The sequence below is a fragment of the Arthrobacter sp. Dra40 genome (assembly GCF_059091905.1).
In genome coordinates this window covers 1-23,053 of sequence record NZ_JBNHHB010000078.1, presented here as the reverse complement: position 1 = coordinate 23,053, position 23,053 = coordinate 1, and the positions used below count along the sequence as shown (strand labels likewise).

Annotated in this window: 19 protein-coding genes; 6 read left to right on the top strand and 13 right to left on the bottom strand. The window is 64.5% G+C overall.

Annotated elements, in window-relative coordinates:
* Positions 1-291: 291 nt before the first annotated feature.
* The gene (locus AC5RWT_RS22550) at positions 292-711 is read left to right on the top strand and encodes an ArsR/SmtB family transcription factor (RefSeq protein ID WP_494082106.1); all 420 of its coding nucleotides are present in this window, start codon (positions 292-294) and stop codon (positions 709-711) included.
* A complete protein-coding gene (locus AC5RWT_RS22545) occupies positions 708-1,622 on the top strand; it encodes a cation diffusion facilitator family transporter (RefSeq protein WP_494082105.1) in 915 nt (304 codons plus the stop codon). The genes AC5RWT_RS22550 and AC5RWT_RS22545 overlap by 4 nt, the downstream gene beginning before the upstream one ends.
* A 59-nt stretch (positions 1,623-1,681) precedes the next feature.
* Here the strand turns inward: AC5RWT_RS22545 and AC5RWT_RS22540 are convergent, their stop codons facing one another.
* The 4 genes from AC5RWT_RS22540 to AC5RWT_RS22525 are packed head-to-tail and all read right to left on the bottom strand — an operon-like array spanning position 1,682 to position 7,813.
* The gene (locus AC5RWT_RS22540) at positions 1,682-2,965 is read right to left on the bottom strand and encodes a M20 family metallo-hydrolase (protein ID WP_494082104.1); all 1,284 of its coding nucleotides are present in this window, start codon (positions 2,963-2,965) and stop codon (positions 1,682-1,684) included.
* A complete protein-coding gene (locus AC5RWT_RS22535) occupies positions 2,962-4,740 on the bottom strand; it encodes an amidohydrolase (protein ID WP_494082103.1) in 1,779 nt (592 codons plus the stop codon). Before AC5RWT_RS22535 ends, AC5RWT_RS22540 begins: the two co-directional genes overlap by 4 nt.
* Positions 4,737-6,446 carry a thiamine pyrophosphate-dependent enzyme gene (locus tag AC5RWT_RS22530; protein WP_494082102.1) on the bottom strand — a complete coding sequence of 570 codons (1,710 nt, stop codon included), beginning with the start codon at positions 6,444-6,446 and terminating at the stop codon, positions 4,737-4,739. Before AC5RWT_RS22530 ends, AC5RWT_RS22535 begins: the two co-directional genes overlap by 4 nt.
* Before the next feature lie 44 nt (positions 6,447-6,490).
* On the bottom strand, positions 6,491-7,813 hold the full coding sequence (locus tag AC5RWT_RS22525) for an MFS transporter (RefSeq protein ID WP_494082101.1): 1,323 nt from the start codon (positions 7,811-7,813) through the stop codon (positions 6,491-6,493).
* A gap of 180 nt (positions 7,814-7,993) precedes the next feature.
* On the opposite strand from AC5RWT_RS22525, the gene AC5RWT_RS22520 reads away from it, so the two are divergent.
* Positions 7,994-9,157 carry a helix-turn-helix domain-containing protein gene (locus AC5RWT_RS22520; protein WP_494082100.1) on the top strand — a complete coding sequence of 388 codons (1,164 nt, stop codon included), beginning with the start codon at positions 7,994-7,996 and terminating at the stop codon, positions 9,155-9,157.
* 311 nt (positions 9,158-9,468) lie between these two features.
* Here AC5RWT_RS22520 and AC5RWT_RS22515 read toward each other — a convergent pair whose 3' ends face one another.
* Positions 9,469-10,845 (bottom strand): NAD-dependent succinate-semialdehyde dehydrogenase, encoded by a 1,377-nt coding sequence (locus AC5RWT_RS22515; RefSeq protein WP_494082099.1) that lies wholly within the window; start codon positions 10,843-10,845, stop codon positions 9,469-9,471.
* Positions 10,846-11,021: 176 nt separating this feature from the next.
* On the opposite strand from AC5RWT_RS22515, the gene AC5RWT_RS22510 reads away from it, so the two are divergent.
* Entirely contained in the window at positions 11,022-11,783 is a 762-nt protein-coding gene (locus tag AC5RWT_RS22510; protein WP_494082098.1) for a FadR/GntR family transcriptional regulator, read from the top strand.
* Positions 11,780-12,496: a cache domain-containing protein gene (locus tag AC5RWT_RS22505; protein ID WP_494082097.1), complete on the top strand. Its 717-nt coding sequence runs from the start codon at positions 11,780-11,782 to the stop codon at positions 12,494-12,496. Before AC5RWT_RS22510 ends, AC5RWT_RS22505 begins: the two co-directional genes overlap by 4 nt.
* 15 nt (positions 12,497-12,511) lie before the next feature.
* On the opposite strand, the gene AC5RWT_RS22500 is transcribed toward AC5RWT_RS22505, so the two are convergent.
* The 8 genes from AC5RWT_RS22500 to AC5RWT_RS22465 all read right to left on the bottom strand — a co-directional run bounded on the left by AC5RWT_RS22500 (position 12,512) and on the right by AC5RWT_RS22465 (position 20,552).
* Complete coding sequence (locus tag AC5RWT_RS22500) at positions 12,512-13,324, bottom strand: gamma-glutamyl-gamma-aminobutyrate hydrolase family protein (RefSeq protein ID WP_494082096.1); 813 nt, start codon at positions 13,322-13,324, stop codon at positions 12,512-12,514.
* Between the two features lie 32 nt (positions 13,325-13,356).
* A complete protein-coding gene (locus AC5RWT_RS22495) occupies positions 13,357-14,094 on the bottom strand; it encodes a gamma-glutamyl-gamma-aminobutyrate hydrolase family protein (protein WP_494082095.1) in 738 nt (245 codons plus the stop codon).
* A complete protein-coding gene (locus AC5RWT_RS22490) occupies positions 14,091-14,822 on the bottom strand; it encodes a substrate-binding periplasmic protein (RefSeq protein ID WP_494082094.1) in 732 nt (243 codons plus the stop codon). The genes AC5RWT_RS22495 and AC5RWT_RS22490 overlap by 4 nt, the downstream gene beginning before the upstream one ends.
* The gene (locus AC5RWT_RS22485) at positions 14,819-16,246 is read right to left on the bottom strand and encodes a glutamine synthetase family protein (protein WP_494082093.1); all 1,428 of its coding nucleotides are present in this window, start codon (positions 16,244-16,246) and stop codon (positions 14,819-14,821) included. Before AC5RWT_RS22485 ends, AC5RWT_RS22490 begins: the two co-directional genes overlap by 4 nt.
* A gap of 38 nt (positions 16,247-16,284) precedes the next feature.
* A complete protein-coding gene (locus AC5RWT_RS22480) occupies positions 16,285-17,535 on the bottom strand; it encodes an NAD(P)/FAD-dependent oxidoreductase (RefSeq protein ID WP_494082092.1) in 1,251 nt (416 codons plus the stop codon).
* A 2-nt stretch (positions 17,536-17,537) separates the two neighbouring features.
* Positions 17,538-17,729 (bottom strand): ferredoxin, encoded by a 192-nt coding sequence (locus tag AC5RWT_RS22475; RefSeq protein ID WP_494082091.1) that lies wholly within the window; start codon positions 17,727-17,729, stop codon positions 17,538-17,540.
* Between the two features lie 52 nt (positions 17,730-17,781).
* Complete coding sequence (locus AC5RWT_RS22470; RefSeq protein ID WP_494082090.1) at positions 17,782-18,981, bottom strand: cytochrome P450; 1,200 nt, start codon at positions 18,979-18,981, stop codon at positions 17,782-17,784.
* 65 nt (positions 18,982-19,046) lie between these two features.
* Positions 19,047-20,552, bottom strand: coding sequence for an APC family permease (locus tag AC5RWT_RS22465; RefSeq protein WP_494082089.1), 1,506 nt, complete (start codon positions 20,550-20,552; stop codon positions 19,047-19,049).
* A 1,045-nt stretch (positions 20,553-21,597) separates the two neighbouring features.
* Here AC5RWT_RS22465 and AC5RWT_RS22460 point away from each other — a divergent pair.
* Positions 21,598-23,001 carry a trimethylamine monooxygenase gene (locus tag AC5RWT_RS22460; protein ID WP_494082088.1) on the top strand — a complete coding sequence of 468 codons (1,404 nt, stop codon included), beginning with the start codon at positions 21,598-21,600 and terminating at the stop codon, positions 22,999-23,001.
* Positions 23,002-23,053: the final 52 nt, after the last annotated feature.

Here is a 23,053-nt window from a genome sequence, read left to right as displayed (position 1 = left end):
AATACCTCGACGGCCTGCCCGAAATCAGCGACGACGAAGACGAAATGCTCGACTGCACCGCCGGCCCCCGCGACGACACCCGCAGCCGGCTGGGCTGCCAGATCACGGTCGGCGACGACCTCGAACAGATCGAAGTCGACATCCCCGACGACCAGGTCTGAGTCAGCACAGAACGACGGCGGTACCCGGAACGCGCACGCTACCTCCCGTGCGCGTGCCGAACTGACCTGGAGCCCCGAGCGCGGTTCGTCAGCAGTAGGAAAACCCACGCTTCACCGATATCATCGCCGTATGACGATGCCACGTGAGCGCTCTGCCGGCCGCACCGGGGACTTGGCGCCGGCTGCCGCCTTGTTCCACAGCCTCTCGGACCCTACCCGGCTGACGATCCTGCAGCATCTGACCACGGGCGAACACAAGGTCCGCGAACTGACCGAGCACCTAGGGCTGGCCCAGTCCACCGTCAGCGCCCACCTGGCCTGCCTCAACGACTGCGGTCTGGTCACCTCACGTCCGGTGGGCCGGGCATCGATGTACTCGTTGACCACCGAACCGGAGCTGCTCGCAGCCCTGGCCGCAGCCGAGCAACTGCTGAAGGCGACCGGCTACGCCGTCGAGCTGTGCCCGACGGTTGCCGGGAGCCGGGCTGCGGCGGAGGAGTCTGCCGCGGAAGCGACACCAGCGGCGACCCCAGCCGAGGCGCCGGCGTGAGCGGCCACCACCACCACCGTGCCGGCCCGACGCACCGCGGCCGGCTGGCCATAGCCTTTGCCATCACCGCCTCCATCCTGGTCGCGATGGTGGTCGGCGCCTTCCTGACCGGGAGCCTTGCGCTGCTGGTGGACGCCGGACACATGCTCACGGACGCCGGCGGCCTCCTGATTGCCCTGATTGCCGCTTCGCTCATGATCCGCCCCCACACCCCGCGCCGAACCTGGGGATACCTCCGAATGGAAGTTCTGGCCGCGGGGGCCCAGGCCGCGATCCTGCTCGCAGTGGGAATCTACGCGCTGGTCGAAGGTGTGCAGCGGCTGGTCCACCCACCCGAAGTCAGTTCGGGTGGCCTGCTGGTCTTCGGCATCATCGGGCTACTGGGGAACATTGCCTCCATGCTGGTGCTCAGCGCCGGCCGGAACGCGAACCTCAACTTGCGGGCGGCTTTCCTTGAGGTGGTCAATGACGCCCTCGGCTCCGTCGCCGTCATCGCCAGCGCCGTCGTCATCGCCACCACCGGGTGGACCCAGGCGGACGCACTGGCCGCGATGCTGATCGCCATCCTGATCGTTCCGCGCACCATCAAGATCCTCCGCGAGGCGGGCAGCATCCTGCTGGAAACCGTGCCGAAGGGCCTGGATCTCGAGGACGTCCGCCAGCACATCCTGGAAGTGCCGCATGTGCTGGCGGTCCACGACCTGCACGCCTCGCGCATCTCCTCCAACGTCCCGGTGCTCAGCGCGCACGTGGTGATTGAGGATTCCTGCTTTGTGGACGGTCACGCCCCGCAGGTCCTGGACCAACTCCAGCAGTGCGTCGCCGAGCACTTCGTGGTGAGCGTGGAGCACTCCACCTTCCAGCTGGAGCCTGCCGGCCACCTGGAGCACGAGCACCCGGGCCATGACTGAGTGGAACGGCCGGCGCGGCATCGTCCCTAACCCGGCAGTGCCTTGCCGGACGGGGCAAGCTACTGCGCCGGAACGAAGTCTCCTGCTACCACTCGGCCCATCAGCTCCGTGAGGAGATCTACGCCGGCGAGCATGTCGTCGTCGTGGGTTAGCTCCTTCTCATTGTGGGAGATGCCGTCCACGCTGGGCACAAACAGCATGATGGTGGGGACGATGTCCTTGAGGTTGGTCGAATCGTGCCCCGCGAGTGTGCGGACAGTTCCGTAAGTCAGGCCCAGCGCCTCCGCGCTCTTGGCGGCCAGACGCATGCCCGCTTCGTCGTAGGACTTCGCTGCCCAGACATGTTCGGCGCCTCGTTCGATCCGCACACTTGCCCTTCGCTCGATCTCAGCGACCCGGCGGTGCAGTTCGGCATCGGCGGCGGCCAACACATCGGGGTCCGTGCTGCGCACGTCCACGAGCAGTTCCACCCGGCTGGCCACCACTACGGGCGAGTTCGGGTAGACCGTGAACTCCCCGCAGGAGGTGATGACGGAATGCTCGTCGGTGCTGAACTCATCGGCAATCTCCCGCGCAGCGACCACCAGCGAGGAGGCTCCGAGCAGCGCGTCGTGCCGGTCGGCAATCACAGTAGCGCCGGTGTGCGCCTGCTCGCCGTGCACGATGAACTCGTATTTGTTCGCGCCCCAGGTGGATTCGACCAAGCCGATGGTCAGCCCGGCGGCCTCCAGCGACCGGCCCTGCTCAATATGGATCTCCACGTAGGCCGAGACATCCAGGGCAAAGTCGCCGACGGTCCCGATTGCTTCCAGCGCTTCGCGGACGGTGGTGCCGTGCGGATCCGTGGTGGCAAGGACCTTCTCGGCGGGCAGTTTGCCGGTGAACACGGAGCTGCCCATCATAGAGGGCTTGAACCGGCACCCTTCCTCGTTGAACCAATTGATGACAGCGATATTGAACGCCGGTTTGGTGCCCTCGGCCACCATCCGCTGCTTGAGCCGGATCGCCGCGTGGGCTCCGGCCAGCACGCCGTAGGCGCCGTCGAAGCGCCCGCCGAGTGGCTGCGAGTCCAGATGCGAGCCGACGGCGATATACGGAGCATCAGGCACCAGCTCGAGCAGCGCGAATTGGTTGCCCACCGCGTCGTAGCGGACCTCGAAACCGTGCCCCTCGACCAACCCGCGGAACCAGTTCCGGGTCTGCCCGTCCGCAACGGTCCCGGCTTGACGGTCCACTCCTCCGCCGGCGGTGGCACCGTACGTACTCATAGAGCGGAAGTCGTGCAGGAAGGACCCGGCGTCGTCGTTGGATTTGCTGGCTTGCCGCGGGGCAGTGATAGTCATGATTGAACTCCTAAGTTCTGATTGTTCCGAAGGTACTTCGCGGACGACGCCGGCGCCCGGCTCGGGACACGGACGGCGGCTTCGTTCGGGGCCGGTAGCGAGGCGTTGCCCGCGCAGGGAGTCGTGACCGCCTTGAACATGTTGTAGGTGAATTCGCCGCCAACGATCGTGGCAAGGACCTCGAGGGCGGAGATGTCGGCAGCGTCCAGCGGTGAGCCGGACAGCACCGCGAAGTCCGCCAACTTCCCCCTGCGCAACGTGCCTTTCTCGTTGGCCGTGCCCGTGGCCCGGGCGGCCCATTCGGTGTAGGTCCGCAGCGCCTCTTCGGCGGTGAGGCCTTCGGAGGCCCCTCCGAGGATCCGTCCTTGTTCGGTGCGCCGGTCCACCCAGGACTGCATCGCGCGGAGCACGTTGTTATCGGCCACCGGCAGGTCGGAGCTGCCCGCTACCAGGATCCCCGCGTCCACCAGCGAGCGCCCCCGGTAGAGCCAGCCCTCGCGCTCCGCACCCACCAAGGCGGCAAACTGATCGCCCAGCGGGCCGATGAACGCGGCCTGCGGGGTGACCGCGATCCCGGCCGCGGCGACGGGCGCCAGCTGGTCCGGCCGCGAAATGCCGAAGTGCTCAATCCGGTTGGGCAGATGGTTCCGGCCGTAGCGCTCCTGGCAGCCGATGATGATGTCGGTCGCCAGATCAATGGCCGCGTCGCCGATGGCATGAAGCGCAATCGGCCAGCCGGCCCGGTAGGCCGCGTCCACGCGTTCACGGTAGGCCTCGGGTGAATCCAGCAGGTAGCCCCTGGTGTGCTGGTGGCCGCAGTAGTCCTCGGTCACGGCCGCGGTGACGCCCAGCAAGGAGCCGTCCATAAAGACCTTCACCGGTCCCAAGGACACCCATTCGTCGCCGAAGCCCGCAACCGCCCCGAGGTCCAGGCCCCGTCCGTTGCCGGTGCCATGCATGTCGGCAGCGTTGGCCTCAAGCGGCCGCAGCGAGTCGAGCGCGGGCATCAGCTGGGCGCGGGCGTGGAGCTTGCCGGCCTGCTTGGCCTTCAGGTACGCCTGCGCTTCCACCGGGCTGTGCCCTATCCAGCCGCCCCCGATGCCTGCCTCGGTGAAACTGGTGATCCCCTCGGCCGCGTAACGCGTGGTCGCCGCGTCCAAGGCCTCGACGATGCGCTCCACCGGATACGGCAGCAGCAGGTTCTGGATCAGCTGCTGCGCGGATTCTTCGACAACGCCGGTCGGGTATCCCTCAGGGCCGCGGAGCACGGCGCCGCCGGTGGGGTCGCTGAAGCCGGGATCGAAGACGCCAGCCAAGCGCAAGGTGGCGGAGTTGGTGATGGACAGGTGCCCCGAGACGTGCCGCAGGTACAGCGGCCGGTCGCCGGTAATCTCGTCCAGTCGGCGGATGTCCGGAAAGGCCCCGCTGTGGTGCTTGTGGTTGAAGCCGGTGCCGTTGACCCAGGCCCCCGGCCGGTCCTCCAGCCGCCGGACCTCGGCGTCAAGCAGCGCGTACAGTTCCTCAAGGCCGCGCGCCTGCTCCAGCTCGACGGCGCCCAAGCCCAGTCCCCACCAAGTGGTGTGGCAGTGCGCGTCAATGAAGCCGGGCACCACGGCGGCACCGTCCAGTGATACTTCGCGCGCGGCGGTGCAGCCGTCAAGCTCTTCATCGAAGCCAATAATCCGTCCATTGAACACGCCGACGGCTTGGGCGCGGGGACGCTCTGATTCCAGGGTGATAATTTCGGCGTCGCGCAGGATGAGGTCCAGTTTCATCGTGTCCCCTCCCCTGCCGCCGCAAGAGAATTGTCGGCGTCATGCGCAGCCGACCCGGCCGAAGCCAGGCCTACGATGTCCTCCGTCGCATTGGCTGTGTCTGGCGGCATCGTCTGCGGATCCGTGACCAGGTGCAGCAGCGCCAGCCGCCCGCTGGTCAGTGCACGCTCCAGCGCAGGCGCAAACTCGGGCGTCGCTTCGACGCGTTCCCCGTGCCCGCCGAAGCTGCGGATCCAGTCGGCGAAGTCAGGGTTGACCATGGAGGTGCCGGACGGCCGGTCCGGGTAATGCCTACGCTGGTGTTGGACGATGGTGCCGTAAATGCCGTTGTCCACCACGATCACCAGCGGAGCCGCGCCGTGCGCCGCCGCCACGGCGAGTTCCTGCGCGTTCATCATGAAGTCACCGTCGCCGCAGACCGCCACCACCTGCCGCTTCGGTTCTATCAGCGACGCGGCGACGGCAGCCGGAACGGCCAGTCCCATGGCCCCATTGCGCGGCCCGATCAACGAACCGGGGCCGCGGTGGGTCAGGTACCGGTGGCCCCAGAGCGTCGCGTTACCGGCGCCGTAGGTCACCACCTTGTCCGCGGGCAGACGGTCTTCCAGCACGCCGAAGGCCACGCCCAGGTCAACGTTAGGGCTGTTGTCCGGACGAGGTGTGGCGTACCGGCGCTGGTCTTCGGCTAGCGCGTCCATCCAGCCGCCGCTGCCACGGGAACCCCGCGCCTTTGCGGCAACAGGAAGTGCGGTAACGAACGACGACGGCGGGACAGCCAGGTGCTGGTCGATCCGGCCGGAGTGGGTGGCGGCATCCGGATCAGGCAACACGAGCACAGTTGGAGCGTTGAAGCCTTTGGTGTAGCCGTCACTGAGCACGTCGCTTCGGCCGCAGCCGATAAACACCAACAGGTCAGCCTCGTCCAACCTGGCGGCGAGTGTGTCTGCCCGTCCGTAGCCCAGCCAACCGGCCCACGCAGGAGAAGAATGTGGAACCACGTCATGGGCGCGCCAGTCGGCGGCCACCGGGATCTTCGCCTCGGCCGCCCACTCAGCGAGCCTCGCACCGGCGTCACCCCAGCCATCGCCGCCGGCGATGATCAGCGGACGGGCAGCCGCGGCCAGTCGGTCGGCCAGTTCCTCCATCGCAGCAGGCGCCGGTACCGCCGTTGCAAGTGCACGCTGCGGCACTATGCCGGCATCGGTCGTCCGGACCAACACGTCCTCCGGCAGGCCGACCACAACCGGACCCGGCCGGCCGGAGACTGCCAGATGCATCGCCTCAGCCACGGTCTCCGCGGCGCGGTGTTCGTCGTCGAGCACCACCACGCGTTTGGCTGTGGTCGAAAACCAGCCCTCCAGGCTGAATTCCTGGAACGCGTCCCGTCCCCGGTCCGCCACGGGAATCAGGCCGACGAAGAGTACCAGCGGCGTCGCGTCCTGCCACGCGGTATGGACGGCAATCATCGCGTTCGCCGCCCCGGGCCCGCGGGTTACCATCGCGATGCCCGGGAGGCCGGTCTTGCGCCCCTCCGCCAGCGCCATGAATCCGGCGCCGCCCTCCTGGCGGCAAACCACCGTCGACACGGGCGAGCCGTGCAGTCCGTCCAGGACATCGAGGAAGCTTTCGCCCGGTACCGAATAGACGCGTCGGATGCCGTGCGCCTCCAGTTGGCGGACAATCAAGTGGCCTGCGGACTGGGCCATAGTGTGATGCTCCTTCGTCAGGAAATTCGTCGCCGAAGTTGGAATCAGTGCTTGAAGCCGGGCAGGTTTACGCTCATGCGCGGAGCCACGACACCAGCCACGGCGGTGAACAGGCTGAGGAACACCAGCAGTGCGGCGGCCGGCCACCAGTGGTTTCCGGCGGCGGCTACGGTACCGGTGGCCAGCAGCGGAACGAACCCGGAGAGCATGCCGGCAGTATTGGAGGCAAAGCCCACTCCGGTGTAGCGGGTGCGTGCCGGGAACAGACCGGTTAGCACCGTACCGGAAGCCGCGTACGGGAATGAGAGCGTCGCCACTGCGAGCACCATGCCGGTTACCACAAGTACGGGGTTGCCGCTGTCCACCAGCAGGAAGGACGGCACCGCGGCCACGGCGGAGGCGATGCCGCCCACCAGGATTACGCGGCTGGCGCCGAACCGCTCGCCCAGCCGGCCGCCCAGGATAAGAACGGGAATTTCGACGATGGCAGCGATGATGCCACCCAGAAGCATTAGCCGGGCAGGGTAGCCCAGGATGTTCACGCCGTAGTAGACCACAAACGCGGTGACCAGATAGAAGCCGCCGACGCCGAGCAGGGCCGCGGCCATGCCGATGATGATGTGTTTCCAAGACTCCCTCAGGGTGGTCCGGATCGGGGCCTTCTCCACCTGGTCGTTCTCCAGCAACTCGGCGAAGACGGGGGATTCTTCCAGCCTGCTGCGAATGTAGAGCGCGATCAGCAGCATCGGGATGGCGGCCAGGAAGGGGATGCGCCAGCCGAAGGAGTTGAAGGTTTCCTGCGAGAAGAACAGTGTCATTAAGAAGAAGCCACCGGAGGAGAGGATGGTGCCGATCGGTGAACCGATCTGTGGCAGCGCGGCGTAGCGGGCACGGCGTTCCAGCGGGGCGTTCTCCACCACGATCGTCATTGCGCCGGACCACTCGCCGCCCACAAAGAGTCCTTGGGCCACGCGCAGCAGCACCAGCAGCACCGGAGCGGCCACCCCAATGGCGGCGTACGTCGGCAGCAGGCCGATGAGGCCGGTCACCACGCCGATGCCCACAATGGTGACCATCAAGGTCTTGCGGCGTCCGATCTTGTCGCCCATGGCCCCGAAGAACATGCCACCCAGCGGACGCGCCACCAGGCCGACGCCGAACGTGGCGAAGGACGCCAGCGCCGCCGCCGTTGCACTCTCATTGGCGAAGTACTGGACGTTGAACACCAGCGCCGCCGCCGCGCTGAACAGGAAGAAGTCGTACCACTCCATTGCAGTGCCAATGAGGGCACCGATGGAAACCTTCATCGCCTCCTTGTCCGTGATCTGCCGGGTAGCCCCGGCCTCGAGGTTCAAGGTTTCTGACATGGTTCCTCCGTGTTTGGTGTTCAGGTCTTCCGTTGTGCCGGACGCCACAACGCACTGATAATGCACACCAGCATTCCAGAGTGTGCCGCGTCACAACCGCACGAAACGTTGCGGCTTTTCGCGGCTAGAATGTGCAAAAGCACACGATAGGGGTCAAAAAACGCTATGGAAGCGCCGCTCATGGAAAAGCACGACGATGATGCCTCCGCGGCCCGTTGGAACCTCCTGCTGGACCAGCTGTCCGTGGACAAGCTGACGGACCTCTTCATCGAACGCATCCTCCAACTCGACGACTACCGGGACGGGGTGCTGCCGGCCAGCGAAATCCGCCGCACAGCAGCGGCCTCGTTTCAGGCGCTGATTGAAAGCCTGCGCCCCGGCGAAGACAGTGAACGCCTCATCGCCGAGCGGCAAGGAATTTCATTAGACGTTGGTGTCTCCCGCGCGAGGACCGGCGTCCCCGTGGAGTCCCTGATGACCGCAATCCGAATCGACTTCACCGTGATCTGGGGCGAACTCATGGCGCTGGCGCATCCGGGCGATGCCGAGCTACTGGTGCGCCGGGCCGAAACCGTGTGGCAGGTGGTGGACTCCTACGCGGCGCAAACCCAAGCCATTTATATGGCCGAGCGCCAGCGCATGGCCCAGGAAGAATCTTCGGTGCGACAAGGACATGTCGCCACAATGTTTGGGCAGGCCGACCCTCCGTCGGAAATGCTCACCCGCATCGCCGACGAGCTCGGCATCGACGAATCTGCTCCCCTCGTTGTCGCGGCAGCCACAACTGACGACGCCGCCGCGCTTCGTGTGGAGGTTGCCTCGGCTTCCCGCCGTGGCACAGAAATATTCACCCACCCCGTGCCCGACGGACTGGTCGCCTTCTGGGCAGCCGATGACCGCCCGGGCAGCGCCGCCCGCGAAGCCACCGAGCAAATCAAGAACATCCGATGCGGCTTGGTTGCCCAGGTTGGCGGCCTCACCGACTTGCGCGTCGCCGCCCAAGCCGCCCGCGCCCTGGCATCCTTGGCCGAAGAAGGTGATCAGCAGGCCCTCACCATGCAAAACGCCTGGGCCAGACTGGCCCGGCACCGCCTCTCGGAAACCGGGGTTCCCATTGTTCCCGACGTGGACGCCGCGCTGGCCCGATGCGGGACGGTGGAACGGGCCCGGTTGGTGGAGGCCGTACGGTCCTACCTTTCTACGGGCAGCATCGCCCAGTCCGCAGACCAGCTCTTCTGCCACCGGAACACCCTGATGAACCGACTGCGCCGCTTCACGGAATTGGTCGGCATCGACGTGACCATCCCCCAACAAGCCGCCCGCCTCGTCGTGGCTTGGTCCTGACCGATCGACGCAGCCAATCCCGCTGGGCAGGCCACGCCGAGAACCAGAACTTCCTCCCCTGGTACGGAGGGGCGGCCGATCGTCGAGCTCAGCGCGACAACCGGCCGCTCCTCCTGTTGGAAATTGAATCGCGCGGAATCCATCGGGCAGTTCTGCACTCCAGCAGTGCGTGGTCGAACACTTCGAGCTGAGCGTGGAACACTCCACGTTCAACTGGAGCCCGCAGGCCACATGGAGCACGAGCACCCGGGCCATGACTGAGTGGAACGGCCGGCGCCGTTTGGCCTATCGCCCGCCGTTGTCCTTTGCTGCTACTGGAGCGGTGTCCTGATCAGCTTCTTGTTAACGAATTCGTCCATGCCGAAACGAGCAAGCTCGCGGCCGACGCCGGAGCGCTTGACCCCGCCGAAGGGCAAGTCGGCTTGAGAGTCCGGAGTGGAGTTGATGAACACCATGCCGGTGTCCAGACGGTCAGCGACTGCTTTGGCCTTCTCTACGTCCGCGCTGAAGACCGCGCCGCCTAGTCCATAGGGCGAACTATTAGCCAGTTCGATGGCTTCCTCCGCATCGGCGACCTTGTAGATAACAGCAACGGGACCGAAGAGTTCCTCGAGGTGCGCCCGCATGCCGGGCTTCACGTCAGTCAGAACCGTAGGCTCGACGAACGCACCGGGCCCGTCCACGTGCTTACCTCCGGAGTGCAGCGTGGCCCCCTTGGACACCGCATCCTTGACCTGCTCGATGAGTTCGTCGGCAGCGGCCTTGGAAGACACCGGCCCGAACCTCGTCTCGGGCTGGAGCGGATCGCCCGGCTTAATCCGAGCCATGCGGGTGGTGAATTTTTCCACGAATTCGTCATAAAGGTCCTCCACGACGAAAAACCGCTTGGATGCAGTGCAGGCCTGCCCTGCATTGCTCATCCGGCCGGCAACGGCCGCCTTCACTGTTTGGTCCAGGTCATCGCTGTCGAGGACGATGAAGGGGTCGCTTCCGCCCAGCTCGAGGACATACTTCTTCAGGTTTCGGCCGGCGACTTCGGCGACGGCGGCACCGGCGCGCTCGCTGCCAGTCAGGGAGACTCCCTGCACACGGGGATCTGCGATGATCTCGGCAATCTGCTCGTTGGTGGCGAAGATGTTGATGTAGCCGCCGTCCAACAATCCCGCATCCTGGAAGATCTGCTCCATGGCCAGTGCGGACTTCAGGCACTGCGGGGCATGCTTGAGCAGGATGGTGTTCCCGAGCATCAGGTTCGGCGCGGCAAAGCGAGCCACTTGATAGTACGGGTAATTCCACGGCATGATGCCCAGCAGCACGCCGATCGGCGCACTGCGGACAACAGCTTCCCCGCCGCCCTTGACGGTCAGCTGCTCGTCGGCCATGAACCCCGGACCTTCGACGGCGTAATACTCGTAGATGTCTGCCACGAGGCCGACTTCGCCCCGCGCCTGGCTGACGGGTTTGCCCATCTCCTGGCTGATGATCCGTGCGAGCTCTTCTTTGCGCTCCCGGTAAAGTCCTGCCACCCGAAGCAGGACGCCGGCGCGTTCCTGCACCACCGTATTGCGCCATGATTCGAAGGCGACGTGAGCACTCTTCACTGCCTCGGCGACATCCTCATCGCTTGCAGCCGGCATTTCAAATAGAACTTCGCCCGTGGCCGGATTGATTGTCCTGTAGTAGCTCATAAAGATTGAGCATACCCGTCATCAACCTCGGTTTTCCAGCACTCCCCACCAAGACCATCCGTCGATCATTACGGCCACCAATTAATGTCATTCCTGAGTCGAGCGGGTAGAATATAAATGTTCGAGATCAGACCGGAGATCCCGGCGTCTTGATTAAATCCCTAGGAGAAGAACCCGTGCCTTCACGGATGGCGCTGCAGTCTCAAATCTATCGATCGCTGCCGGACATGGAACGCTCGGAGGCCATCGTCCGCCGGATCTCTACAGCAATCTCCTTAGGCATGCTGCGGGCCGGGGAACGCCTTCCGGTTGAGGCTGAGCTGTCAGAGATGTTCGGCGTCGCTGGCGCAACGCTTCGGGATGCTTTGGCAGAGCTGCGGGACCAAGGTGTGGTGGAAACCAGGCGGGGGCGCAATGGCGGCACTTTTGTGGTGAAGTTCCCTGCCACACAGGAGGAGAACCTGCGCCAGTACCTGCGCGAGACCTCCATCGCCGACCTTCGCGATCTGGGCGACGAACAAACAGCCGTTGCCGCCGCCGCCGCCCGCCTGGCCTGCGACCGCGCAGATCCCAAGGACTTGGACCGGTTGGAACGACTGGCCCGCGGGCTTGAGCAGGCGGCTACCCCCGAGGTCCAAGCGCGGGCTGACAGCCGCTTCCACATCGAATTGGCGGTGGTAGCCCAGTCGCCGCGGTTGACCAGCCAGGAGATCAGGCTGCAATCGGAAGTCGGGCAACTACTGTGGACTCCGATGGCAGGCGTGTTCGACGCCCAAGTTGCGGCGCGTGAGCACTTGGGAATCGTGTCCGCTGTGCGGGAGGACGACCCCGACAGGGCGCAGCGCTTGGTCTTGGAACACATCCGCCGTAACACCTACCACTTGATCGACACCAAGCTGACCCTCACCCATGCCGGCGAAGAACAGGAGATTTCATGACCGCGCCAGCAATTTCACAGGCCGCCGAGAGTGCCGCCGCCATCGAGGCATGGCTGAATGGGCTTTACCAGGACCTCCATACATCGTCCAAGAAGGTGGGACAGCGCCTCGAGGAAAGTGTCTCCCTAGGCAGCAAAATGTCGCCCACCGAGATAGTGGGCATCGACGAAATGGCGGAGTCATTTCTGCATTCGCACGACATTGCTGTGGGCGCCGGCGAAATATTCTCCCTGTCCGCTATCAAGGATGCGCAAGGCGTCCTGGAATGGTGGATTCGGAACAATTCCGGAAATATTGAAAAGTTCGGTTTTGACCTGGCCCCTGAAGGTGACCGTTTCTACGATTACGAGAAGCTACCCTGGTTTTCCATTGCCGCTAAAACGGGACAGCAATCGATCGCCGGACCCTATGTCGACTATCTGGGATTCGACGAATACATCGTCACCTGTGCCGTTCCCACCTATGTTCATGGCGCGTTCATCGGTGTCACGGGATGCGACATCCGGGTCCGGGACATGGAAAACAAGCTGATCCCGATCGTCCGTCGCATACCAGGCGATGCCGCCCTCCTCAACGACCAGAACCGGGTGATTCTGGGCAATTCGGGGCGGTTCATCGTCGGTGAACGAATTAAGTCCGCGCCCGCAGGGTTCGGGTTCCTTCCATTGGAGGTACCCAACCTGAACTTGCGGTTGATCTGCGCGACCGAGTAGCCGCGCAGACCAACTTCAGGCGTTCACGGGGTCAGCCATTCGACCGGTGTCCCTGCCTCCTCCCTTCCAGTTCTGTCCGTTTCTGCTCTGGCGGACGAACTCGGCAAACAACGCGATCCGATCATCCGCATTCCCGCCCGAATCCTCCGGGTGCCACTGCACGCCGACCACCCAGGTCTTGTCCGGATGCTCGGTTCCTTCCACAACCCCGTCGTCGGCAACGGCCGTCACCCTCAGTTCGGCGGCCACCTGTCCTACTGCCTGGTGATGGCCCGACCGCACTGTCAGCCGTTCGCAGCCCATGATCGAAGCCACCTTCGAGCCCGGGAGCAGACTGATGGATTCGTCCAAAAACAGCGGTTGCCCGGGGGCCCCGCGGTGCAGGTGCCACGGGTCAAGATCCGGAATCAAGGTGCCGCCGCAGGCCACGTTCAGCAGTTGCGATCCGCGGCAAATGGCCAGCATCGGCTGGTCCCTCTCAAGAACTCCCTCGATCAGCTCCAAGCAGTACTCGTCCGCTCGGCGGTCCACGCCGTAGGAGTTCGGCACCGGATCATGGTGGCCGTACAGCTTGCCGTCCACGTCACCGCCGCCCAGGAAGAGCACGCCCTCGTAGCCGGCAAGCTCCCCGGCCGGCAACAGTTCTGTCGCCGCGCTGTCCACCAGTTCACCCCGCGCCCCGACGGCGAGCAGCGTCTCAAACGCTGTCCGGGTAAACCGCTCCATGAGGTCCAGCGTCTGATCCGTCATTCCGGGAAAGGTGAGGGAAACGACGACGGCGATGCGCGGCGCGTCCGCCGGCAGGTCGGCAAACCCGGATGGCAGCACGGCTGCGGGCTGTACGCACAGTCCCTCCCCGGTCACCGAGCACCCGCCCCGGTCAGTCCGCTCATCGCGGCAGCGCGGCGGCGAATCGCTGCTTCGACCACCCACTGGAACAATGCGTGGTCGCTGGCATTGGTCTCTGCGGTGTCCTCCGGATGCCACTGGACCGCCAGCATCGGCGCTGCTGCAACTTCCACCGCTTCCACCACGCCGTCCGCGGCCCTTGCGGTGACCGTCAGGCCTTCGCCCAGTACTCCAATCGCCTGATGGTGGTAGGAGGAGACATCGACCGTCTCGCTCCCGACGACCTCGGCCAGCAACGAACGTGTGGCGACCCGGACCGGATGGACCGTGCCTTTGTGCTGTACCTCCCCGGGCCCTAGGTGCTGGATCAGGGTTCCGCCCCGACCGACGTTTAAAAGCTGCAGGCCGCGGCAGATGGCTAGCAACGGCACGTCCCCGGCGAGGCAGCCTTCAATAATCCCGGTCTCGTAGGCGTCCTGTCCGTCATAGTCGGTGGGCCAGTAGTGCTCGTCAGGGTCGGCTCCGTACAGGGACGGTGCCACGTCTGCTCCGCCGGGCAGCACGACACCGTCCAGCCTGGCGAGCTGTTCCGCCGGGCTCTCGCCGGTACCCGGAAACATGATCACAGGTTCGCCGCCGGCACGGACAATGCAGCGCAACACCGCAGCGGCCACGGCGACGCCGTCGTAGCGCAGTCCGTGAACGGAACTGGACCACATCCCCGGCACTCCAATCAAAGGTCGTCTCATGCCGAGACCTCCGTGGTCAGCGGGAACGGCAGGTGCGGCATCCACTTGGCCCACACGGCCTCCAGCTGGCCGTCGGCGACGACGGCACCCAGAGCGCCGTTGAGTTCGGCGAGCAGTTGCGGGTTGTCCTTCGCCACGCCGATGCCCCAGCGGTTGCCGGTCCGGGCCGTGAAGGCCACGTCGTATGCCGGGTCCTCCCCCAGCGGAACAGTCACGACGTCGTCGTCCACCATGGCGTCCACCTCGCCGTTGCGCAGCGCCGCGAGCATGTCACCGAAGACGTCGTCGCTGGCACCGAAAGCCACCGGAATCATCCCGGGAAAAGTGGATGCAAGACGCATATTTGCACTGCCTTCAATGGCCGCCACCCGGTATCCGGAGAGGTCCTGCGGAGAACGCGCCGGGTCGCCCTTCCGGACCAGGACGGTTTCATCGAACACTGCGTACGGCGCAGTGAAGTCCACTAACGCTTGGCGCTCGGGGATGATGCCCTGGCCGCACCATACGGCGTCGACCCGGTGGTCCCGCACTGCCGGGAGCATGTCGTCCCAGGGCATGCACGCCCACTCAAGGCGCAGGCCCATGGCGGAAGCGACCAGTTCGGCGGCCGCCGGTTCGTATCCGCGGCGGTTGCCATCGGAGTCGGCCATATTGAACAGCGGCGGCGCGTCAGAGTCGATGCACGCCAAGCGCAGGATCCCCGGGGTTAAAGTGTTCACGGCGCTCACGGGATGGTCTCCCAGTACATCTCACGATCCCATTCGGTGATGGCTCCACAGTAGCGGGCCCACTCCTCCTGCTTTAGCTGCGTGTAGATCGCCACCAGGTCCTCGGGCAACGCCGAGGTCAGGTGAGTATCCGACACGAACGCGTCGATGGCTTCACCCAGTGTGAGCGGCAGTTGCCCGCCGACCGGGCCGCCAGCACCGCCGTCGGGCATACCGGGATCAAGCTGGCGGTCCAGTCCGTCCTGCATGGCCGCAATCAGCAATGTGTGGGATAGGTAAGGGTTCACCGCGGCATCCGGCACGCGGTACTCCATCCGGCCATTCGAAGAGATGCGGATCAGACAGCCGCGGCTGTCCAACCCCCAGTTGGCCAGGCTCGGGGCGAACTGGCCGGCATCCCAGAACCGCTTGTAGGAGTTTACGGTGGAGGCCATCACGGCCATCGAACCCGGCGCATGGGCCAGCATGCCCCCGATGGCGTACTTGGCGGTCTGTGAGACGTGCAGTTCCACCCGGCCGACGTCCTCGATGACGTTAGTGTCGCCGTCCCAAAGGCTCAGGTTGTGATGGCATCCATTGCCCATCTGGCCGTTATATGGCTTGGGCATAAAGCTGGCGGTTACGCCGAATTCGCGGGCCACCTGCTTGCAGATCTGCCGGTAGGTCATCAACCGGTCTGCGGTGTTTTCCACGCGGTCGTACATCCAGTTCAGCTCAAGCTGGCCGTCGTCCTCGTAGTCGCCTTCAATCATGTCCAGGCCCATGGCCTTGGCGTAGGTGACCAACTGCTTGTAGATGGGGCGCATCCGCTCCAGGTTCTCCACCTGATAGGCGGGGCTGGTGCCGGGCTTTTTGACAACATCCAAGCCGGGTCCCTCCCACGTCATCTCCGGTTCGGTGCCGGAGCGCACCTCGAAGCCGGTGTGGGCGGTGAACGCTTCGTGTGAGCGGATCAGCAGCGACCGGGTGTCGATCGACAGCAGGCGGCCACCTACGTCCGGCAGGTGCGGGGGCTCGTAGGCAGTACAAAAAATCCGGGCGACCGAGGTGTCCCAAGGCAGGACCACGAAAGTGTCCGGCTCCGGTAGTGCCCAGAACTCCCGGGCCTCGATGCCGCCGCCGATAAGGTTGCCATGGCGGTCGTTCTGCAGGTCCGACAGCGCGGTGCGGTGGAAACAAATGCCCTTCTCCAGGTTGCGGCGGAAGTGGTTGGCGGGAACCATCTTCGCCACCATGCGCGAGCCGATGGTAGGCAGCGCATAGTAAACGTATTCAACGCCGGCTTCTTCGATCTTGCGGCCAAGTTCGCGCACCGTTTCGGGGCGCAGGTTGCGCTCCTGGTGGTGGGCGAAGGCATCGCGGTCGCTCAATACCGGCAGCATATCGGTGGCGGCCGCATCGGGCCGTACAGTGGTTAGTGTCATCTCAGTCTTCCTTTAATTTGAGGTCCAAGCCGTTCTTTTCAGACGGCGGCCAGCTGGGAGCTGGCGGGCAGCCCGGCCTCGGCCACGAGCTTTCGGTAATGCAACTGGCGGTCGGCAGGCAGTGCGGAGGTTACGGCGCCGATCAGCCGACCGCCGAGGTAGTAGGCAAGGGCGGCACCGTCGGAGGGCCGGGACGGGTCCCCTTCCAGGACCTCGATCCGGTCTGCGACGGCCGGGCTGCCCACGCCCTGGACTCGGATACCGAAAATGTCCGTCCAGAAGGAGGGCAGCGGTGCGGCCTGTGCCGGGGTTTCGGTTCCGTTCAGTCCGGCGACCAGGGCCGGGGCTGCGATCTTGGCGGTGTCGGCAGGTGTGGCCCAGTGCTCAACGCGTCGTGGTCCGGTGCCGGCGCGGCGGTCCGGGTAGAGGGCCACATCGCCGACCGCGACCACATGCTCCGTCCCGAGCACCCGCAGGTGCGCGTCGCAGAGCACGCCGTCAGTCAGATCCAGGCCGTTGCCGGCCAACCATTCGACGTTCGGCTTTGAACCGACAGCCTCAATAACGGCATCGGCCGGCACCTCGCGTCCACCCGCCAGGCGGACCCCGGTGCATCGCTGCGGCCCGGCAGCGCCGTCGTCATGCCAGATGAATGAGGTGACGCGCTCACCTGAGATGCACTCGACACCGCGTTCGGTCAGGAAGTTGCGCATGCCGTCGCTCAGTTCGCGGCCGAGCGTGTGCTGCATGGGCCCGCTGCTCCCCTCGATCAACGTCACGCGGCAGCCCAGCAGCGTCGCCGTGGCAGCTGCCTCGCAGCCGATGAATCCCGCACCGACCACCACGATCCGGGCATCCGGCCGTAATTCCCGGTGCAGGCCCAGCGTGTCCTCCAACGTACGGATGACGTGTCGGCCATGCAATGGCCCGGGAACCCGGACGCGCGCCGGCCGCAGCCCGGTTGCGACCACCAGTCCGTCGTAACCAAACTGCTCGCCAGTAGCGAGGGCCAAGGTGCGGTCCGCAAGGTTTGCGCGAGTAACCGGTGCCCCGAGCTTCCAGTCGATGTCGATGGCGGTGCGGCGCTGCCGCAGCGCCACCGACGCCAAAGCTTCTTGGATCGAGCCGGGAGACTTCAGCAGTTCCTTCGAGAGCGGCGGCCGGTTGTAGGGAGGATGGATTTCCCCGCCTATAACGAGGATCTCCTCCTCCCAGCCGGCCGACCGTAATTGTTCAGCGGCGCGCAATCCTCCCATCGAGGCTCCGGCGATGGCGATTCTGCGGGCCATGATCAGTCCTTGAGGAAGATCGCTTGGACAGGACAAACGTCGATGGCTTCCTCGACCTCGTCGAGGAGAGTGTCCTCGAACGCCGGCTCGTATTCGAGGACTCCGTCCGGGTTCATACGGAAGACTTCCGGCGCGGCGATGGCGCACTGGCCATGGTTGTCACACAAGCTGCGGTCGACATTAACGGTCTTCATGGTGGGCCTGCTTTCTGTTGTTGCTGTAGTGCTGGGTGGTGCTGTCTGCGGTTCAGGTGCGCTTGGTGAAGCCGATCGGAAGGCGGATGGGCCCGGTGTTGCCGGAATCGGGCAGCCACTCGTCTCCCCCGGCCAAGTACGGGGCAGCGATGCGGCTGGCCAGCAGCGGCAGGGCCTCGCTCATGTCCGCTCGTGCGACGAAGTGGCCCAGGCAGTGGTGCACACCGCCGCCGAAGCCGTAGTGCGGCGCGTGCTCGCCGAGCAGATCCATCTCCGGGTTGGGGAAGGCCTTCGGGTCAGTGCCGGATGACTGGGTGAAAAGGTGCACTGTCGTGCCCTTCTCGATGAAGAGGTCCTGATAAGTGAAGTCCTCCACCGCTTCCCGGGTGACCCAGGTAACCGTCGGGTTAATCCGCATGATCTCTTCGACGGCCTTGGCACCCAGTTCCGGGCGCTCCGCTAGCAGCTCCCACTGCTCCGGGTTGCGGATGAAGGACTGCATCGCCAGTCCCAGCTGATTGCGGGTGGTGTCCATGCCGCCGAAAATCAGCAGCACCAAGGCGTTACGCAGCTCTTCGTCGCTGAGCCGGTCTCCGTCACGGCTGGCCAGCACCAAACGGCTGACGAAGTCTTCGCCCGGGTTTGCCTGGCGGTCCTTGATCAGCTCGTCGGCGTATTCGTAGAGCTCCGCGACTGCCGCCTCCACCTTGTCCAAGTCCCGCTTGAACGTCACGCCGAGGGCCAGTCCCACTGTGGAGGCCAGCCGGGCGATCGTCGGCCACTCACTTTCCGGAATGCCCAACAGGATGGTGAGTACCCGGGTGGCATAGGGCTCGGCGAAGTCGCGGATGAACTCACACTCACCCTTGTCGATAAATGCGTCGATCAACTCGTTGGCCAGAGCTTGGAACCGGGGCACCAGGTCCTTGATTAACCGGGGCGAGAATGCCGGGTTAAGCAGCCGGCGGATGCGGTGGTGGTCCTCTCCTTCCAGCACCAGCAGATTCTTGGTCCACCAGTCGTAGAACAAGCCGCCGTGGACCCCGTTGTGGGCAGGCCATTGGGCGCTGCCCTGCTTGAGCTTGGGGCTCTTGAGCAGCTTGCTCACTTCGTCGTACCGCAGCACGGCGATGCCGTAATTGGTCCTCGCGTACCAACTGGCCTCGCGTGCGTTGCGCAGCTCTTCGGACTGCATAGCGAACGACGGATCCGAAATGTTCAGGTACGGGACGTCAACAGTGGGCGTACTCATGGGTGGAACCTTTTCCTCATCTTGCTATCGGTGAATTGCTGGGCTGGAAGGCTCGGATTGTAGTGCTAGGCGGACAGGGACGCGGACGGTATGGCATCTCCTGCAGGAGCGTCGCCCTTCAAGTAGGGCTTCTTCCAGGTCATGTAGATCAGGCCTATGGTCACAACCCCGACGGCGGAGATCAGCACAATGTAGTTGGCGAACCAGCCAGCTTCCGGAGTCCGCGGCCAGGCCATGTTGATCATGCCCAGCACTCCCCACGCGAGAGCTGCGATGTTAACCGGGATGCTCCAGACCCCAAGCCGGAAGGCCCCAGCGGGCTTCCAGCCCTTCAGGTGGGCCCGCAACGAGGCCAGGACAACCATTTGGAAGCCCATGTACATGCCCATAGCGGCGAACGAGATGATGGTGACCAGGGCATCTTCGGAGACCTTGGAGCCCACCACGATGATCGCCGGGACCAGGCCGGCCAGCAGCAGAGCGTACGGCGGCACGTGCCGGGTCTCGCTGAACTTGCTGAGCAGTTTGCTGCCCGGCAGAATTCCGTCGCGGGCCATCGAGTAGGCCAGCCGCGAGGACGCCGCTTGCAGGCTGAGTGCACAGGAGACAAAGGAGATCAGCACGACGGCGAGCACCACCTTGAAGCCAACCGGTCCGAAGGCACCCAGCAGCGCGCTACCGATGGGATCGGAGTTCTCCCCGGAGATCACGGCGCCGAAGTCGGGCACAGCCAATATCAGCGACAGGCACACGAACATGGCAGCGAAACCGCCAATGTAGATGGTCATGCGCATGGCCTTAGGGATCCGGCGCCCAGGGTTCGGCACTTCTTCGGCCACGTCGCCGCAGGCTTCGAAACCGTAGTACTGGTAAATGCCGATCAACCCGGCAGCGGCGAAGGCGATGAAGTAGTTGCTGCCTTCACCCGCCCCGAAACTCTGGAACAGCACGCTGATGTCGTGCTCCCGGGCTGTTACCAAGAGCCAGACACCGACGATGAGAGCCCCGCCGAGTTCCGCCAGCAGGCCTAGCATGGCGACCTTGCTCAGCACCTTGGTGCCTCCGAGGTTCAACACGGTAGCCAAGGCAATGACCACCAGTGCCGAAATAATCACCGAGTCGACGGTGCTTTCCATCCCCAGCAAAAGGCTGAGGAACGGTCCGGCACCGTAGGAAACGCTGGCGATGGTGGCCAGCAAAGCGCAGAGGTAGACCCACCCGTTCATCCAGCCCCACTTGCGTCCCCAAAGACGGCGGGACCATGGGTAGACACCGCCGGCAACGGGGTAGTTGGAGACCACTTCCCCGAAAACCGTGGCAACCAGCAACTGGCCGATGCCAACAATGATCAGCGACCAGAACATCGGTGGTCCGGCCATCCCCAGCGATGCCGCGAACAGTGAGTAAATCCCCACCACCGGGGACAGGTAGGTGAAGCCTAGGGAGACGTTCCCCCAGAACGTCATTTCGCGCTTAAATTGCTTCTCATACGAGTAGCCAAGGCTGGCAAGGTGCTCCGCGTCTTCATCGACGTCCGGACCTCCAGCGGGTCTCGTCATTTCGGCTGACATTGCGCTCCTTCAAAAACGAATGGTCAGTGCGGTGAACGGGGCCGTGAGCTGCCTCCCCCGCGGTGATCGACGTCACAGTGAGGGCGATCACAAAAACCCTACAAATGAATGTTTTATTTGGCAAGCACTTTTTCGGAATTGGGGCGTCCTGGCGTCGCCAATACAGAAAAACTTTCTCAGTCTCCGCGCAGCCGCGCGTACAACGACAGGCTCACTGGACACCAGATAGACGGATGAGAAAACATGTGGCCAAAGCAGATTTAGCAGGTGCTGGAAGGCGTCGGGCTTGAGCAGCGCGCTAGCTTATATCCAGACAACCCCTCCTGTGGACAGCAACAGCGTGCAGCCATGGTCCGTGGCCTTGCCATGAATCCGCGAGCGTTGATGCTCGACGAGATCGCCTCGGCGCTGGGCCCGGAACTGGTCACGGAAGTCTTGAATCGTCCGAAATTTGACTGCAGAAGGAATGACCCTGCTGCTGGCAACGTGGTCTTCCTGAATAAGGCAAACTGCTGGAGCAGGGACCACCAGAGCAGACGTTCACCGACCCGCAGGAGCCGCGGAATCGGGAATTTCTGAAGAAGATCGTTGAAGCGTGACGGATCTAGGGCGTGACGAATGCCTACTCGCGCCGTTGGCGATGCCAGCGGCCCGAGTTCGGAAAGCGCAGGCGCTGCTCATCGACCTCGCTCCTTCCGATGGCGGACCCTCGCCCTCCGGACGTCGCGGCGTGACCGGCCCCTCCTCTTTTGACTTGCCACACCCAACCTGATGCTATTGAGGAAGGCCAACCGGTGTTATTGGATCTTCGGTTGGCCGCTCCGAATCGCTCGTGCAGGCATCCTCGCCTGCCCGCGGACACGGTGCCCGTCTCCCTCTCGGGATTGATTATTCAGGGCCCGGCGCCTTCCTGCGCCGCCAGTGTCAACCCGTTGCGCCTCATGCGCCATTGCCACCGCCACCGGTGCGCCGATACGGCCGTTCTGTGGATTCGGAGTGTCGAGCCTGACGAAGAGATCCATTGGAATGAGGAGATGCATTTAGTATGCGAGTCGGAATCATTGGTGCAGGACCCAGCGGCATGGCCCAACTGCGCGCGTTTGAATCAGCCCGGAAACTGGGAGCGGAAATCCCGGACATGGTGTGCTTTGAAAAGCAGTCCGATTGGGGCGGACAGTGGAACAGCAGCTGGCGGACGGGATTGGACGCCGCCGGCGAGCCCGTGCACAGCAGCATGTACCGGCACCTGTGGTCCAACGGCCCCAAGGAAGTCCTCGAGTTCTCCGACTACACCTTCGACCAGCACTTCGGCCGGCCGATCTCCTCTTTCCCGCCGCGCGAAGTGCTGTTCGACTACATCGCCGGACGAGTGGAGAAATCCGACGTGCGCAAGTACGTCCGGTTCAACACCGTGGCTCGCTGGGTCTCCTACGACGAAAAGTCCAGGGAATTCACCGTCACGGTCGAGGACCTCGCGGCGCAGCGCACCGAAACCCACGTATTCGACAAGCTCGTAGTCTCCACCGGCCACTTCTCCTACCCGAATGTGCCGGCGTTCGAGGGCATCAACAGCTTCCCGGGCGAGGTGCTCCACTCCCACGACTTCCGCGGCGCCGAGCGGTTCGCCGGCAAGAACCTGCTGCTGATCGGCAGCAGCTACTCCGCCGAGGACATCGGCATGCAGGCCCACAAGATGGGCGCCAAGTCCGTCACCTTTAGCTACCGCAGCGGCCCCATGGGCTTCGACTGGCCGGAGTCGGCCGTTGAACGCCCGCTGGTGACCCACTTCGAGGGCCGGACCGCGCACTTCAGCGACGGCACTACCGGCGAATTCGACGCCGTAATCCTGTGCACCGGCTACCTGCACAAGTACCCGTTCCTGCCCACCGAACTGTCACTGCAGTCGCCGAACCTGCTCTACCCCGGCAACCTCTACAAGGGCGTGGTCTGGCAGCAGAACACCAACCTGTTCTATCTCGGCGCGCAGGACCAGTACTACACGTTCAACATGTTCGACGCACAGGCCTGGTTCGCCCGCGACGTAATGCTGGGCCGGATCGAACTGCCCTCGCTGCAGGAACGCGCCGCGGACATCCAGGCCTGGCTGGACCGCCAGGACGCGCTCCTCGACCATGACGCCGAGGCCGATTTCCAGACCGACTACCTGCGCGACCTGATCGCCCTGACGGACTACCCGGAGTTCGATCTGGATGCCGTGTCCGCCCTGCTCAAGCAGTGGATGAAGGACAAAGAAGAGAACATCCTCGGCTACCGGGACAGCATCCACCGTTCCGCCATGACCGGCACCATGGCCGCCCGGCACCACACCCGCTGGATCAACGCCATGGACGACAGCATGGCACGCTACCTCAACGGACCCTCCGAGGACATGGACACCGGAGCGCTGGCAGCCCTGACCGGGGACACCAAGCAAGCCGCTGGCAGGTAAAACCAGCAAGAAAGCACGTACGACGGCGGGCGGCCGGGGACGTTTCCTCCCC

Bases quoted from the DNA above. Each gene is read 5' to 3' on its own strand.
- AC5RWT_RS22525 (WP_494082101.1), bottom strand. From the start codon at position 7,813: ATGTCAGAAACCTTGAACCTCGAGGCCGGGGCTACCCGGCAGATCACG.
- AC5RWT_RS22540 (WP_494082104.1), bottom strand. From the start codon at position 2,965: ATGACTATCACTGCCCCGCGGCAAGCCAGCAAATCCAACGACGACGCC.
- AC5RWT_RS22520 (WP_494082100.1), top strand. From the start codon at position 7,994: ATGGAAAAGCACGACGATGATGCCTCCGCGGCCCGTTGGAACCTCCTG.
- AC5RWT_RS22480 (WP_494082092.1), bottom strand. From the start codon at position 17,535: ATGGCCCGCAGAATCGCCATCGCCGGAGCCTCGATGGGAGGATTGCGC.
- AC5RWT_RS22485 (WP_494082093.1), bottom strand. From the start codon at position 16,246: ATGACACTAACCACTGTACGGCCCGATGCGGCCGCCACCGATATGCTG.
- AC5RWT_RS22460 (WP_494082088.1), top strand. From the start codon at position 21,598: ATGCGAGTCGGAATCATTGGTGCAGGACCCAGCGGCATGGCCCAACTG.
- AC5RWT_RS22515 (WP_494082099.1), bottom strand. From the start codon at position 10,845: ATGAGCTACTACAGGACAATCAATCCGGCCACGGGCGAAGTTCTATTT.
- AC5RWT_RS22530 (WP_494082102.1), bottom strand. From the start codon at position 6,446: ATGGCCCAGTCCGCAGGCCACTTGATTGTCCGCCAACTGGAGGCGCAC.
- AC5RWT_RS22465 (WP_494082089.1), bottom strand. From the start codon at position 20,552: ATGTCAGCCGAAATGACGAGACCCGCTGGAGGTCCGGACGTCGATGAA.
- AC5RWT_RS22470 (WP_494082090.1), bottom strand. From the start codon at position 18,981: ATGAGTACGCCCACTGTTGACGTCCCGTACCTGAACATTTCGGATCCG.
- AC5RWT_RS22495 (WP_494082095.1), bottom strand. From the start codon at position 14,094: ATGAGACGACCTTTGATTGGAGTGCCGGGGATGTGGTCCAGTTCCGTT.
- AC5RWT_RS22505 (WP_494082097.1), top strand. From the start codon at position 11,780: ATGACCGCGCCAGCAATTTCACAGGCCGCCGAGAGTGCCGCCGCCATC.
- AC5RWT_RS22535 (WP_494082103.1), bottom strand. From the start codon at position 4,740: ATGAAACTGGACCTCATCCTGCGCGACGCCGAAATTATCACCCTGGAA.
- AC5RWT_RS22550 (WP_494082106.1), top strand. From the start codon at position 292: ATGACGATGCCACGTGAGCGCTCTGCCGGCCGCACCGGGGACTTGGCG.
- AC5RWT_RS22475 (WP_494082091.1), bottom strand. From the start codon at position 17,729: ATGAAGACCGTTAATGTCGACCGCAGCTTGTGTGACAACCATGGCCAG.